This window comes from Chryseobacterium formosum (genome assembly GCF_026460885.1).
GTDB classification, from domain to species: Bacteria; Bacteroidota; Bacteroidia; order Flavobacteriales; family Weeksellaceae; genus Chryseobacterium; species Chryseobacterium formosus.
Genome location: NZ_JAOVZW010000004.1, coordinates 118,863 through 134,995 on the forward strand (window position 1 = coordinate 118,863; position 16,133 = coordinate 134,995).

Sequence of the window (16,133 nt, forward strand, 5' to 3'; positions counted from 1 at the left end):
CCATTCTATAAATTTGAAATAAAATTAAGAAAAATGTCAAAAGAATGTTGCTCCAATGACGGAGAAAATATAAAAAAACAGGCTATTCATCACAATAACGACCACAATGATGACGATGGACACGACCACGGAAGTTCGGATAAAACAACATTTCAGATGTTTTTACCAGGCATTATTTCACTGGTTTTATTACTTTTGGGAATCGGAATGGATCATTTTTTTCCGCAGAATTGGTTTAAAGATTGGGTGAGAATTGTTTGGTATGGGGCTGCGTATTTTCTGGTTGGATTACCAGTTTTAAAAGAAGCATTTGAAAGTATTACGAAAGGCGATGTCTTTTCTGAATTTTTCCTGATGGGAATTGCTACTGTTGGAGCATTTGCGATCGGAGAATATCCGGAAGGTGTTGCAGTGATGTTGTTTTATTCAGTCGGCGAAGTTTTCCAGACTTTGGCGGTTACCAGAGCGAAAAGCAATATTAAAGCTTTGCTTGACCAAAGACCGGATGAAGTGACTATTTTAGAAAATAATACTTCGAAAATAATTAAAGCTGAACAGGCAAAAATCGGAGACATTATTCAATTAAAATCAGGCGAAAAATTGGCTTTGGATGGTGAATTATTGAGTGAATCTGCATCTTTCAACACCGCAGCTTTGACGGGAGAAAGTAAACCCGATACCAAAAATAAAGGCGAAACAGTTCTTGCCGGAATGATCAATCTTCAAACTGTTGCACAAGTAAAAGTTACTACAGCGTACGAAGATAGTAAGTTGAGTAAAATTCTTGAATTGGTTCAAAATGCAACTTCTCAAAAAGCACCAACCGAACTTTTTATCAGAAAATTTGCGAGAATTTATACTCCTATTGTCGTGGTTTTAGCGATTTTAATTTGCCTTTTACCTTACTTTTTCGTCAGTGATTATATATTCAGAGATTGGTTGTACAGAGCTTTGGTTTTCTTGGTGATTTCTTGTCCGTGTGCTTTGGTGATCTCAATTCCTTTGGGATATTTTGGCGGAATCGGAGCTGCTTCGCGAAACGGAATTTTGTTTAAAGGAAGTAATTTTTTAGATAAAATAGCCAAAATCCAAAATGTTGTAATGGACAAAACCGGAACGATGACAGAAGGGGTTTTTGAAGTTCAGGAAGTAAATATTAATTCAGATTTTAATAAAAATGAATTGCTTCAAATGGTCAATGCTTTGGAAAATAACAGTACCCATCCCGTTGCAACAGCCATTCATCAGTATGTTGGTAAAATCGATTCATCTATAAACCTTAAAAATGTAGAAGAAATTACGGGTCATGGTTTGAAAGCCAATGTGAATGACAAAGAATTATTGGTCGGAAATTTTAAATTGATGGACAAGTTTAATATTCAATATGATATTAATCTGGCTGATATTATTTATACTGTAATTGCGATTTCTTTTGATGGGAAATTTGCAGGTTATATCATAATTGCTGACAAAATTAAAGAAGATTCAAAATCGACCATAGAGAAATTGCACAGTCTGAATGTAAAAGCAACAATGCTAAGTGGAGATAAAAGCACGGTTGTAAAATTTGTAGCTCAACAATTGGGAATTGATAATGCTTTTGGCGATTTACTTCCTGAAGATAAAGTAAATAAAGTGAAAGAAATAAAATCCCGAAATGAAAGTGTAGCATTTGTCGGCGATGGTGTGAATGATGCTCCAGTTGTCGCTTTAAGCGATGTCGGAATTGCAATGGGCGGATTGGGAAGCGATGCAACGATTGAAACTGCAGATGTGGTGATTCAGGATGATAAGCCATCAAAAATTCCAATGGCAATCAATATAGGTAAAAAGACGAAACAAATTGTCTGGCAAAATATTATTCTCGCTTTTGTAGTAAAAGGAATTGTTTTGGTCCTTGGAGCAGGCGGTTTGGCTACAATGTGGGAAGCGGTTTTTGCGGATGTTGGTGTGGCTTTGCTCGCAATTTTGAATGCAGTGAGAATTCAAAAGATGAGGTTTTAAGGTGAAAATGTTTTTGGTTCAGATAAAAATTCTAAATTTATTCTAAATTCAAAATATAAATTCGCAGCATGAAAGTTTTAATCATAGAAGACGAAAAAGATTTGGCTAAAAGCATTTCTGAATATCTGTCGGAAGAAAATTATCTCTGCGAATTTGCATCTACATTCCGTCAAGCGATGGATAAAATCAATACTTACCAATATGATTGTATTATTCTAGACATCATGCTTCCCGATGGAAACGGATTGGATATTTTAGAAGAACTGAAAAGACAAAATAAACAGGATGGTGTTATCATTGTTTCTGCGAAAAATGGTCTGGATGACCGCGTAAATGGTCTGCAGATGGGCGCCGATGATTATTTGACGAAACCTTTCCATCTTTCTGAGCTGATGGCAAGAGTTTTTTCGATTATCCGTAGAAAGCAGTTTGATAACTCCAATAAAATACAGAATAATGAGTTGCAGATTGATTTGCTTTCAAAAACGGTAACGATTAATAATCAGACAATTGTTTTAACTAAAAAAGAATTTGACCTGTTGATTTATTTTATCGGAAACAAAAATAAAGTCATCTCTAAAAGTACTTTGGCAGAGCATCTTTCTGGGGATTTTGCAGATATGCTTGATAATCACGATTTTGTTTATGCTCATGTAAAAAATTTAAAGAAAAAACTGTATGATGCAGGTTGTGACCATTATTTAAAAACAGTGTATGGAACTGGCTACAAATGGGTAAATTGATGCTATGAAACCACTGTTAAGTAAAACTACAAAACCTTTTATAATTTACGTGCTGATTGTTCTTACCATCAGTGTTCCTGTGTATTATTTTGTGGTAGATTTTATTTGGCAGGAAGAATTGGATGAGCATAATACGATTGTTGCTGAGAAAACTTCTTACGATTTCAATCAGGCAAATATGAATGATGATGAAATTCAGCAAAATATTGCTCTTTGGAATAAAATTCAGCCGGGAACAAATATTGAAAAAATTTCAATAAATCAGATAAAACCGGATTCTATTTTTACCGTTGAAAAATACAAACCTTTTTCTGCCGATAAGAAAATTGAGCGGTATAGATGTTTAAAGAAAGTTGTCTACATCAAGAATGCTCCGTATTTATTTACCATCGAAACCAATATCGAAGAAACGGAAGATACCGTAATGATTATCGGCTTGATTACAGGTTTTTTCTTTCTTATGATCGTAATGGGATTGTTTATTTTAAACAGAAGATTATCGAAAACGATTTGGGAACCTTTCCGAAATACTTTAGAAAAATTAAAAAAATTTAATCTTAATAGTAATGATAAAATTGATTTTTTAAAAACCGATACCAAAGAATTTGAAGACCTTAACGAGTCACTTCGAAAGCTGATTGATCACAGTGTTTCTGTTTATGCAACCCAAAAAGAATTTACAGAGAATGCTTCACACGAATTACAAACGCCTTTAGCGATTTTAAAAAATAAGCTTGATATTTTACTGCAAAGCAAAGATTTAACAGAAAAACAATATGAAATTGCTGAAGAAATGAATCGGGCTTTAACTCGAAGCTCAAGAATCAACAAAAATTTATTGCTTTTGGCGAAAATCGAAAACAATCAGTTCGAAAATTCTGAAATTCAATTGGATGAACTTGTCGGGCAATGTTTTGAGACACTTCAAGAGCATTTTCAGCAAAAAAATATATCGGTTTCAAGTGTCATCAATTCAAATATAAAAGCTGTTGGAAATGTTGCTTTGACGGAGATTTTAATCAATAATCTTTTGATCAATGCGATTCGTCACACCCCGAATTCAGGAATTATTAAAATAGAATTAAATGAAAATTCGTTTCAGGTTTATAATTCCGGAACTCAAAAACTGAACGGGGATTTACTTTTCAAAAGGTTTTCCAGATTTTCTTCGGATAATAAAGGAAGCGGTCTTGGTTTGGCGATCATCAAAGAAATCTGCAGATTTCATCATTGGGAAATAGAATATTCTTTTAAAAATAATTTTCATGTTTTCTCTGTGAATTTCTAAAATTCAAAATTTCTTCAAAATTGGAATGTAATCTTGTCGTCTCAAATAATTGTGATGATATTCAAGAAACTGTCAATTTTCATTAAAAACCTTTACAGAACAAGATTTTCTGCACTTTTCAGTGTTTTAAGTCTATATATTTTGCTTTCATTTCTCATTCGGATTTCTTTTCTGATTTGGTCTTCAAAAGATGTTGATTTTAATCTAATTTATATTCTGAGAGCATTTTTCACAGGATTTATTTACGATTTTACAGTAGGAACTTTATTTCTGTTTTTATATGGACTGTATCTTTTGATTTTGCCTAAAAAATGGATTGGTTCTTTGTTTGACAAAAGTTTTACCTACTTTTATTTAACACTAATTTTCATCATTATTTATTTCAGTTTGCTGGCTGAAATTCCGTTTTGGGAAGAGTTTGGAGTCAGATTTAATTTTATCGCAGTAGATTATCTCATTTATACATACGAAGTTTTTGAAAATATCAACGAATCTTATCCGCTTCCTTTAATTGTCTTTGTTCTAATAGGTTTAATTGCGCTTACTTTTGTTTTATTTAAAAAAATAAAGGTTTTTAAATATACTTTTTCAGATAAAATACCAATTTCAAAACGATCCACTTTTTCACTTCCTTTACTATTGGTTTCAGTTTGTTTAGGTTCAATAATGAAAAATAAACAGGCAGATTTTAGTAATAATTTAGTGGTTAATGAATTGGGAAAGAATGGCGCTTTTTCATTTATTTCAGCATTTAAATCAAACGAATTAGATTATGAGACTTTTTACCCGAAGCTTCCAGAAAAAGAAGCGTATTCAATTCTCAAAAAAAATATTTTACAAGAAAATCAAAAATTTACAGCCACAAATTACAGTGATATTTCAAGATTAACAACTGGAAATCATGAGCAAAAACCCAATATTATTTTAATTGCTATCGAAAGTTTTAGTGCAGATTTTCTGACAGAATTTGGAAATAAAGATCAGCTCACTCCAAATTACGATCAATTATCAAAAGAAAGTATATTTTTTACCAATTTATATGCAACCGGAACCAGAACCGTTCGTGGAATGGAAGCTTTGACTTTGTCTGTTCCTCCAACTCCTGGAAACAGCATTGTGAGACGACCGAATAATGATAATTTGTTTTCGATTTCTACCATCATTAAAACTAAAAATTATCATCCATATTTTATTTACGGCGGAGATGGATATTTTGATAATATGAATAACTTTTTTGGCGGACAAGGTTTTGATATTGTGGATAGAGACAGGGGAAATCCGCTTTCTGATCAAATTAAAACGTCCAGATTCAAAATAAAAGATGATGAAGTCAGTTTTGAAAATGCGTGGGGAATTTGTGACGAAGATCTATACAAACAATCGATAAAATATGCAGATTTAAATCATAAACAAGGAAAACCTTTCTTTGAGTTTGTAATGACGACTTCCAATCATAAACCTTACACTTTTCCGAATGGTAAAATAAATCTTCCGCAGGGAGATCGAAATGCTGCCGTAAAATATACAGATTATGCTTTAGGGAAATTTATTGCTGATGCGAAATCAAAACCGTGGTTTAAAAATACCGTTTTTGTAATTGTGGCTGATCATTGTGCAAGTAGCGCAGGAAAATGGGAAATCAATATTGGAAAACATCACATTCCTGCAATTATTTATAATCTGAATCATTCTCCTGAAAAAATCGACCGTTTGACTTCACAGATTGATTTGATGCCGACTTTATTCGGATATTTAGGCTGGAATTACAAGACTTCTTTATTTGGAAAAGACATCAATCAAACCAAAATCGGCGATGAAAGAGCTTTTCTCGGAAATTACCGCACTTTGGGAATGCTAAAAGCTAATGTTTTTACACAAATTGATGACAGAAAAAGAGTTAAACAGTTCAATGTTTCAGGAAATGACCAGTCTTTATCGGAAATGAAAAAGAAAAATAATCTTTTGGTTTCCGAAACGATTTCTTATTATCAAACAGCAAGTACGAGATTTAAAAATGGTAAAATGAAGACGAATTAAGTATTTCTAATAATTTAAAATAAATTAAAAATTCTCTCGCAGATTAAGAAAGTTTCGCAGGTTTTGAAGAAAAAATAAATCTGCTGAATCAGCAAAATCTGCGAGAGAATTTTGTAATAAGTTTGATAAAAATATTAATTAAAAAGAGCTTAAAAATTTAATTTTCAAAAGCTTCCAAATTCAAAATTTCTTCCAATTCAGATGGCAAATTTGTATCAAAATAATTTAAATGATATTAAAAATGCTAAAGAAGATTGTTTTCATGTTATTGATTCTCGTCTCGGTTGGTTTCATTAATGCTCAAAATACGCAGGTCACTATTTTCGGAATCATAAAAAACAGTGCAGATAAAACAGGTTTGTCTTATGTAAGTGTTGTTTTGAAAAAACCAAATGACAGTACATTGGTTTTAGGGACAATTACCGATAATGAGGGCAGATTTTCTCTTACAGACGTAAAAACAGATACTTATGATCTTGAATTTTCTCTTTCAGGATTTGAAACAAAACACCAGAATCTTTTTGTGGGAAGTCTTTCTAAATTTATTGAAATTCCAATGATTGAGCTGATTCCAAAAGCTGAGAAAGAAACTAAGATTGATGAAGTTGTTTTAACATCCACCAAGGAAAATGGAATTAGCAATCAGCTTGATAAAAAAACATATTCTGTTGCCGATAATATTAGTCAGAATGGTGGTTCGGTTTTGCAGACGATGCAGAATTTACCGGGAATTACCACTCAGGATGGGAAAATTCAGCTCAGAGGAAATGATAAAGTAACAATTTTTATTGATGGTAAACAAACCGCAATGACAGGTTTCGGAAGTCAGACAGGGTTGGATAATATTCCCGCTTCTTCGATTGAAAGAATTGAAGTGATTAATAATCCTTCTTCAAAATACGAGGCCAACGGAAATGCAGGAATTATCAATATCATCATGAAGAAAAACAAACAAAATGGCTGGAACGGAAAGGTTGGATTAACAACAGGTTTAGGTTCACTTTGGGTAAGACAGGAAAATCTTCCAACTATAAGTTCACAATATACTCTGACTCCAAAAATTAATCCTTCAGTTTCTTTAAATTATAGAAAAGATAGGGTAAATATTTTTCTCCAGACAGATAATTTATATACAGAAACACTGAACAAAAACGAATTTGTAACCAGAAATTACGAAGACGGAACTGTTATTAATTCTCAGTTAAAACGAAACAGAAATACCAATTTTCTTACTACAAAAGCAGGAATCGACTGGAATATTGACACTCAAAATTCATTGACAATTTCCGGAATGTTTGGAAGTGAAAAAATCATCGACCGTGGAGATCAACCTTTTTTTAACGGAAATTATTCGCAGAGATTGCGTTTATGGCAGTTTTTGGAAGATGAGTTGAAAACGACTTGGATGGGAACCGCAAATTATCAACATAAATTTAAAGAAGCAGGACATTTATTAAACATCGGATTTAATTATACATTTCACAGAGAAGATGAAAAGTATTTTTACGATAATTTTTTACCTTCTTCAAGTGGAACGGATGCCTTTAAATTATTATCAGACGAACAAGTTTATGATTTTAGTGTAGATTATGTGAAATCTTTAAAATACGGAAGGATAGAAACCGGAATCAAAATCAGAAACCGAAATATTCCGACTGATATGAATTTTATTCCTGGCGTAAATTCTGTTCTAGATGCAAATTCGGGAGGTTGGGCGACATATAAAGAATTAATTCCTGCAGCTTATGCCAATTATATTTTTGAAACTCCAAAATGGGAAGCTGAATTAGGTATGAGATTGGAATATGTGAAAATTCAGTATGATGTGAATCTAAATCATCCAACTTATAAAAGTGATGGTTACAATTATACACAGCCATTTCCGAATCTGAGATTGGCTTATAAACTGAATGACAACAGCAAACTTTCGATTTTTTATAACAGAAGGGTAGACCGACCAAATGAAGTCGACATCAGAATTTTTCCGAAATATGAAGATGCGGAAATCATCAAAGTTGGAAATCCTGCTCTTCGTCCACAGTTTACCAATTCAATTGATATGGGGTACAAATACAATTGGGAAAACGGGTATTTCTATTCTGCACTATATCATCGTTTTTCGGATGGAACGATTACGAGAATTTCGAGCATTATTCCGAACAGTAATTTGATTTATGCGGTGTTTCAAAATACAGGAAAAAGCAATAATTCCGGTTTGGAAGCGATTTTTAATCAGAAAATTTCAAAAACATATTCATTTAATATTAATGGAAATCTTTACAGAAATCAGATTGATGCTTTCAGCGTGACCAATCTTTATCCGGTTCCAAATGTTTTTTCGACAGAGACTCAAAGAATAATTTCATGGAATCTTAAAATGAATAACACTTTTAAATTTATAAAATGGTTTGATGCACAGTTGTCTGCAATGTATTTAGCACCCGATATTATTCCGCAGGGAAAAATAGGTTCTAGATTTTCAGTCGATTTAGGAATTAAAAGATCGATTCAAAACGGTAAAGGAGAATTTTTCGTGAATGCAACCGATTTATTCAATACAATGGTTATCAAAAAACAAGTTCAGGGCAACGGATTTAATTATACAAGTAATGATTACTACGAAACACAGGTAATCAGATTAGGCTATAGTTATAAATTTTAATTTAAAAATCAATCAGTAATGCTAAATAAAACTTCATACCTCTTCATTTTTGTAATTGTGATTTTAAATTTCGGCAAATTATCAGCGCAAAATAGTAATGACAGTATTCAAACCCAACAATTGGAAAAGGATTCTGTAGAAACTCAAATTAATCCTGAAAATAATAAATTCAATCTAAAGAAACTCATTATTCCGACTGGACTTATTGGTTATGGAGTGGCGAGTTTAACGATAAAAGATTTGAAACAACTCAATTTTTCTACACGTGATGAAATCAAAGAACATCAACCAGATCACATCAGACTAGATAATTACACCCAGTTTGCTCCCGTTGCTTTGGTTTATGGTTTGAATGCAGCAGGAATGGAAGGAAAGCATAATTTCCGAGACAGAACGATTATTTACGGAACTTCAATGTTAATTACTTCTGCATTTACACTTCCTCTGAAACATTTGGTAAAAGAAGGAAGACCCGATGGTTCCAATACTTTGTCGTTTCCTTCTGGACACACTGCTATTGCTTTTGCATCGGCTCAGTTTATGTTTCACGAGTATAAAGACACTAATTTTTTATTGAGTATTTCAGGGTATTCTTTTGCAGTTTTTACAGGAGCATACAGAATGTTTAATGACAAACATTGGTTTGGAGATGTTGTTGCAGGTGCAGGTTTTGGAATCTTGTCTACTGAATTGGCGTATTGGCTGTTTCCTAAAATTAACAATTTACTCAGTGGAAAAAACAAAAATTCTTCTGCGATGATTTTGCCTTTTTATCAGAATAAAAGTGTAGGATTGGGATTTGTGAAGACTTTCTAAAATTAATTTCATTTGAAAAATAATCCCGAAATTTCAATGTTTTCGGGATTATATTTTATTTCAATTTCTTTTAGCAATAATCACATGGTTAAGATGATGATTACAATGCCAAGCGTAAATTCCAATATTGGTTTTTAGTGAGATTTCTTCTTGACCTTCAGGATGAATAAACGTTCTGTTGAGTTCAATTTCAGATAAATTTTCAAGAATAAAAGTCCATCTTTCATGAATTCCTTCGAGCATTTTTATTGAGCTTTCAATTGAGAAATCTTTAGAATCAACTAATTCTGCCCACGAATTTTCCTGATAAGGTTTGATTGTAGGAGTTTCTTCGGTTAGAGCGAGTTTAAATCTTACCAAACTGTTCATGTGGCTGTCTGCACAATGATTAACAACTTGTGAAATCATCCAGCCATTTGGTCGATATGTTTTCTTCAAATCGTCTTTAGATAGATTTTCGACTTCAGATTTTAGTTTTTGTGGAAAATTTTTGATGGTTTCTATCCAGTTTTTGATATGATTTTCGGTGATAATTTTAGGCTTTTCAAATTTGCCAATAGGAAATTTAAGCTGTTCTATGTTTTCTTCCATAATTCCTTTTTTTCAAAATAGCATTGATTATTTTGAGAGCGTAAATGTATCAAAAATCCCAATAAATAATAGATTGAGGCAAAATTTTTTGTGTTTTTTCCATTTCATTTTTGTCTAAATTATTTCTCAGAATTTCAGGTTATTCTTAATTGCTCAATTTATAAATGATCTATTTTTAAAGAATTTTCTTGAATAAAATTCTATTTTTTGTTTATCTGCTATATTTTCAATGGCTCGATTTTAGATAAGTTTGAGATGATCACAATCTATTAGCTATTAATATCAAAATTATCGAATCATGGAGAGGTTTAAAAAAATAATTTTGAAAATTCTGAAATGGACGGGAATTTCGATTGCTTCCATTCTTTTTCTCATGTTTATTATTCCAATTTTATTTCCGGGAACAGTTTCGGAACAGGTAAAAATATTTGCCAATAAACATCTTGCAGGAAAACTCGATTACAAAAAAACACATCTTACATTTTTCAGACATTTTCCTTCACTTACGGTTTCTGTTGACGATGTTTTGTTGAAAGGTTCAAAACCATTTCAGAATGATACGTTGTTGGCTGCAAAAGAACTTTCGGTAGGAATTAATCTTAAAAATCTGATTTTCGATGGTGAAGTTAAGATTGATGAAATTTACGTGACTGATGCTGTTGCAAATGTTTTTGTCAATACAAAAGGAGAAGCAAATTATAATGTTTACGTTTCAAAACCTTCGGAAAAACCAAAAGATACAACCGGAGCGGGAGCTTCAATTAAATTGGATTTAATTAAACTAAAAAACTGGAATATCAAATATAACGACCATGCTGCAAGAGTTTTAGTCGATGCAAAAGGTTTAAATTATACAGGAAAAGGTGGTTTAAGTGAAGATATTTTCGACCTTACAACCTACTTAGATATTAATAAACTTGATTTTAGCTTAAACAGAATTTATTATGCCAAACAAAAAACGCTACATGCAGATTTAATCACGAGAATTAATACCAATGCGTTGACTTTTGTTTTAAGAAAAAATGAACTGAGAATTAACGAATTACCATTAAAATTTACAGGTTTTGTAAGTATTTTGAAAGATGGTTATAATCTTGATATTAACGCAGCTTCAGAAAAAACGACAATTCGTGATATGATTTCCGTTCTTCCGCCACAATATTTAGATTGGGCAAAAGACACGAAGATTGAAGGAAACAGCGATTTGTTTTTCAGTTTAAAAGGAAGATTCAGCGAACCTAAAAATTTGAAACCAAGATTAAAAGCCAGACTTTTGATGAAAGATGGTTTTGTTTCTAACGGAAAGGCGCCTGTTCCGATGAACAATTTTAATATGGATCTGAATGTAGATTTACCGGATTTAAATACCGAACAATTAGGATTAGACTTAAAAAATCTGAGTTTTGATTTAGGTCCGAATAATAATTTCAAAGCTGTGGTAAAGACTAAAGGTTTAGATGAAATGCAGATTAATGCAGATGTAAAAGGCGCGGTTAATTTGCAGACTTTGAGTCAGGCTTTAGGCTTAAAAGATATTGATGTTCGAGGTTTAATGGATACTAATATTAAAGCAAACGGAATTTTTAGTTTAGATAAAAAACTATTCCCTAAAACAAACGGATATCTCAATCTGAAAAACGGTTGGTTAAAAACAAAATACTACCCGAACCCAATTCAGAATATTAATATTGCCGCAAATATTACAAATACAGACGAAACTTTCAAAAGTTTGGGAGTAAAACTCGATCCTTTTAAATTTGATTTTGAAGGAAACCCTGTTTTTGTAAATGCAGATCTTCAGAATTTTGAAGATGTTTTGTATAAAGTTCGGGCAAAAGGAGTTTTAAATGTCGGAAGAATTTATAAAGTTTTTGCTAAAAAAGGCTTGGATGTAAGCGGTTTAATTATGGCTGATTTATCATTAAACGGACGACAAAGCTATGCAACTACAGGTCAATACAGCAAATTAGATAACAAAGGAAATTTGATTTTAAAAAATATAAAAGCAACCACAGAATATCTTCCAAAATCATTTTATATTAAAGAAGGGAATTTTCAGTTTGAGAATGAAAAAATGTGGTTCAGAAAGTTTTTTGCGAATTATGGGAAATCAGATTTTGCTTTAAATGGTTACCTTTTAAATACGATTAATTATTTCATTGAAAGAAAAGGAACGCTTCACGGGAAATTCAAATTAAAATCAAGATACATTTTGATTGATGAATTTATGGCCTTGAAAGACGGAGATAATTCAAAAAAATCGATAGAAGTTGATTATGCCAAAGTAGAAAATCCGAAAAGCAGCGGAGTTGTAATTATCCCTAAAAATCTAGATGTTTCGTTGGAAGCTGATGCCAAAAATGTTGAGTTTAAAGGTTTAAATCTTAATAATCTTTTCGGTTTGGCTTCGGTAAATAAAGGAGAAGTTTTCTTAAAAAATACTTCATTTGACGTTGTAGGAAGCAGAATGAAAATTGATGCACGTTATCAGGATGAATCTCCGTTGACCGCAAATTATGATATTGCCTTAAATGTTTTAGATTTTGATGTTCAACGAGCGTATAACGAGATTGATATGATTCGTGAGATGGCAACTGCCGCAAAAAACGTGAAAGGAATTGTTTCTATAGACTATAAATTAAAAGGAGATTTTGATAAGAATATGACTCCAATTTATCCGTCTCTTGAAGGTGGAGGAGTGGTAAATCTTCGGGATGTGGAAGTGAAAAACTTAAAAATGCTTTCTGCAGTTGGAAATGACATTGGAGCAAAAGCATTCAATAATCCAGATATGAAAGGCGTAAATATCGAAACTCATATCAAAAATAATTTAATTCACGTTGATAAATTTACTTTTAAAGTTTCTATTTTAAGACCTACAATTAGTGGAACAACCAGTTTCAACGGATTACTGGATTTAAGAATCAGAGTAGGAATTCTTCCAGGTGGTTTAATTGGTTTTCCTGTAGTGGTTACTGGAACTCACGAGAAACCGAAAATTAAAATCTTCAGTAAAACTGGACAAGGAATTGTTGATGCTTTATACAATCAAAAATCCAACAAAGTGATTCGTGAAGAACGTCGTGCCGAGAAAAAAACAAAAAGGCAACAGCGAAAAGAAAAAGCTGCTCAGGAACAAAAAGCGAAAGCTGCAGAGAAAAAGATTATCAAAGATGTAAAGGAAAAATAATTAGTTGGTAAATGTTTTTTTGTTAATTTTCTTTTGCTTCACTTTAAGGATAAAATCAGGAACTTTAGAAATTTCTCCGGCTTTTAAACTGACGTTTCCAACTTTTTGGTCACAGTAAATATTAGCTGGAAGTGACGATTCATCAATCATCACTGTGTAATTTCCTGTTGGAAGAAACGAAGTGAACTTTCCTTCATCATTGGCGCTGAATCTCTGTACAAGCTGATTATCTTTAAGGATATTGAAGTAAATGGATGTGGCTTTTAAGTCAAATTCAACAGAAGTTGCAGCATTATAATCTACAAATAATCTTCCCATCAAAGTTCCATTTTGATGAAGCGGAATTGTTAAAGGATAGTTGTATCTGTTTAAATCTAATTCTTGTTCATCATAATACCAACCTTGTTGTATTAATTGTTTTAATTCAAAATTACCGAAAGGAACATTTTTGTAAACTGCTGTTCCTGAAGCGTCCGTTTTTAGTACAACATTATTGATGCTTACAATATAATCATGGGCAGGTTTTTCTTCGGGATCGAAAATATTGTTGTTATTTTCATCATAAAACGTGAAAATTTGAATTTTTCCTTTTTTACCGGAATCAAGCGCAGATTTTTTAATATTAATCGTAACTCCGAGTTCTAACGTAAAAATATTATTCGTTAAGCTTCCAACAGAATAATTGTACCATGAAGAGTTTAAAAAAGCTCCGAATTTTTTGGTGCTGTATTTCGCATTGAAAAAAGCTGAAGGCGCTTTACCGTAAATAATATCATCTACATAAGAAATTCCGGTACTTACATTTAGTTTTTGTTTTAAAAACTGGTTGTTATAGAAAAGTGAGAATGAGCGTCTTTCGTAATCTATATTTTTGTTGAATTGATAGGCAAATGCATATTCAGAAAGATAAAAACTTCCTTTCTGATAGATTGCATTAAAGTTAAATTTTTTGAAAGTATAATTTCCGGTAAATCTAAACTGAAACTGTGGATTTTCTACGAGCGGATAATTTACAAACCCATTCTCAAAAGATAAAAGAACTGACTGTCTGCTTTTGTAATCTGACCATGTAAAAGATTCTACTAGTCTGTGTACGTCAACATTTTTAGCTTTATCATCAAACCAGCTCCCTAAAAAATTGTTAAAACTGTTGGAAGATTCATTCTGATATTGGTACATCATACTAAAATTGACGTTCCTTATGCTCGGAAATTTTACACCGATATCAAATCTTTCATTCTCTGAATATTGCTTTTGAGTGAAAAAGTAATATTTTGGAGTAAAATTAGAATAGTTAAAACTTGTAAACAGAGTATAATTTCCGAAACTTCTTGAAACATTCTGCTGAATTTGTGTACTTCCTCTTCGGTTTCCCGGAAAATATGCAGAACTATAGAAGTAATTTCCATTAAAATCATATTTATCAATAACTCCTCTGTACGTCGTTTCAAAAGCTAATGAAGGTTTAAGAACATCCTGTACATCGTAAGAACTTAATCCTGCGTTTAGTTTAGTATTAAATTTCCATTCTTTGTTAAATGCATAATTTCCTTCAGTTCCCAAAATGTGATGTTTCCCTTTTTCATAAGGGTCGTATCTGTAAACGTAAACAGCCGATAAATTTTTATCGTCATTGTTGGTGTTTAGACTTCCTTTGGTGAAAAAACCATGTCCGTTTTTAAAAAATGCGTTTCTTTCGAGGAGGTTAAAGTTTTGGTCTACTAATCCGACTTCTAATTTTTTATTTGAGCTAAAATTATGGCTGTATTCTACACCACGACCTGAAAGTGTAGTTTCAAAAATTCTGTTTACAGAACCTATATTATATTCATTATTACCTTGAAAAAAAGTAATGTTGGTGTTAGTAAGAACCGGTAAATCTTGATTGTTAAAAAGAGATGCATTTGCTTTTAATAAAAGATATCCCGAAGGTAAATTAAATCCGCCTGAACCTAAAATTTGGTACATATTAAGATTTTCACCCATTCTTCTGAATGAAGTGGTGATTTCATTTTTCGAAGGATCTGTAAAATTGCTGTACTGTGGTTCCTGAAAACGCTGCTTACTGGCAATATTCTGAACAGTTACGCTGGTTGTATTAAAAATTTCTTTTTCGGGATTTCTAAAACCGGAGATATTAATTGTATAATTTGAACTTCCCGAAAGACTTTTTGACGGCTGATAATTAAATGTAAATATGGAATCTTTTTTTACACCGATAACAGCTTCCTGTTCTACAAAAGAGTTTCCATTGTCTGGATCTGGAAATTTACAAACCAAAGTAATGTTTTGTGCTATATTCCCTGTGTTTGATACACGAATTTTTACCGAAATAGTCTCATTATCTGAAGTCTTGAAAATAATAGGCGACAGCGGCGACATCATTAAGTTGTTGTCTACTTCAATCGTATGGGTTGTGATTTGCTCAGAAATAATGTTTCCGGTTTGGGTTAAAAGCTGGATTTTCAGTTCCGAACTTCCCGCTTTTGCATTGGTGTCTGCAATTAATCGTAAAGGAATATATTTCTTTTCACCTTTCTGAAGATTTACCGGAATCTGTGCTCCGGAAATTGCTTTGTAACCTTGAGGTAAAACAGATTGCAGGTTTCCTGTAAAACTCTCTGAACCATTGTTTTGCAGTGCTACGACAATATTAATTAATCTTGATTTTGAAATTTGATTATCTTTTTCAATTTCCATTCTTATAGGAAACTGCTGAGTTTGAGCATCAGTTTTTATAAAACCAATGACCATTAAAATAAAAAACAGAATTTTCTTTCCGTAACTAAAACTCATTTAAAA

The 16,133-nt window shown here is 32.1% G+C and carries 9 protein-coding genes; 7 read left to right on the forward strand and 2 right to left on the reverse strand.

The window, feature by feature from the left end; all coding sequences use genetic code 11:
- Window positions 1-33: 33 nt before the first annotated feature.
- The 6 genes from OF897_RS04955 (at window position 34) to OF897_RS04980 (ending at window position 9,550) form a co-directional block, all read left to right on the forward strand.
- A complete protein-coding gene (locus OF897_RS04955) occupies window positions 34-2,004 on the forward strand; it encodes a heavy metal translocating P-type ATPase (protein ID WP_267264588.1) in 1,971 nt (656 codons plus the stop codon).
- A 68-nt stretch (window positions 2,005-2,072) separates the two neighbouring features.
- Window positions 2,073-2,747 carry a response regulator transcription factor gene (locus OF897_RS04960; RefSeq protein WP_267264589.1) on the forward strand — a complete coding sequence of 225 codons (675 nt, stop codon included), beginning with the start codon at window positions 2,073-2,075 and terminating at the stop codon, window positions 2,745-2,747.
- Between the two features lie 4 nt (window positions 2,748-2,751).
- Complete coding sequence (locus OF897_RS04965; protein ID WP_267264590.1) at window positions 2,752-4,035, forward strand: sensor histidine kinase; 1,284 nt, start codon at window positions 2,752-2,754, stop codon at window positions 4,033-4,035.
- A gap of 54 nt (window positions 4,036-4,089) precedes the next feature.
- Window positions 4,090-6,072, forward strand: a complete 1,983-nt coding sequence (locus OF897_RS04970) for an LTA synthase family protein (protein WP_267264591.1) — start codon at window positions 4,090-4,092, stop codon at window positions 6,070-6,072.
- Window positions 6,073-6,313: 241 nt separating this feature from the next.
- Window positions 6,314-8,734 carry a TonB-dependent receptor domain-containing protein gene (locus tag OF897_RS04975; RefSeq protein ID WP_267264592.1) on the forward strand — a complete coding sequence of 807 codons (2,421 nt, stop codon included), beginning with the start codon at window positions 6,314-6,316 and terminating at the stop codon, window positions 8,732-8,734.
- Window positions 8,735-8,752: 18 nt separating this feature from the next.
- Complete coding sequence (locus tag OF897_RS04980) at window positions 8,753-9,550, forward strand: phosphatase PAP2 family protein (protein ID WP_267264593.1); 798 nt, start codon at window positions 8,753-8,755, stop codon at window positions 9,548-9,550.
- 60 nt (window positions 9,551-9,610) lie between these two features.
- Here OF897_RS04980 and OF897_RS04985 read toward each other — a convergent pair whose 3' ends face one another.
- Entirely contained in the window at window positions 9,611-10,141 is a 531-nt protein-coding gene (locus tag OF897_RS04985) for a YfiT family bacillithiol transferase (RefSeq protein WP_267264594.1), read from the reverse strand.
- 298 nt (window positions 10,142-10,439) lie between these two features.
- Between OF897_RS04985 and OF897_RS04990 the strand changes: the two genes are divergently transcribed.
- Window positions 10,440-13,331 carry an AsmA-like C-terminal region-containing protein gene (locus OF897_RS04990; protein ID WP_267264595.1) on the forward strand — a complete coding sequence of 964 codons (2,892 nt, stop codon included), beginning with the start codon at window positions 10,440-10,442 and terminating at the stop codon, window positions 13,329-13,331.
- Here OF897_RS04990 and OF897_RS04995 read toward each other — a convergent pair whose 3' ends face one another.
- Window positions 13,332-16,127, reverse strand: a complete 2,796-nt coding sequence (locus OF897_RS04995) for a COG1470 family protein (RefSeq protein ID WP_267264596.1) — start codon at window positions 16,125-16,127, stop codon at window positions 13,332-13,334.
- Between the last annotated feature and the right edge of the window lie 6 nt (window positions 16,128-16,133).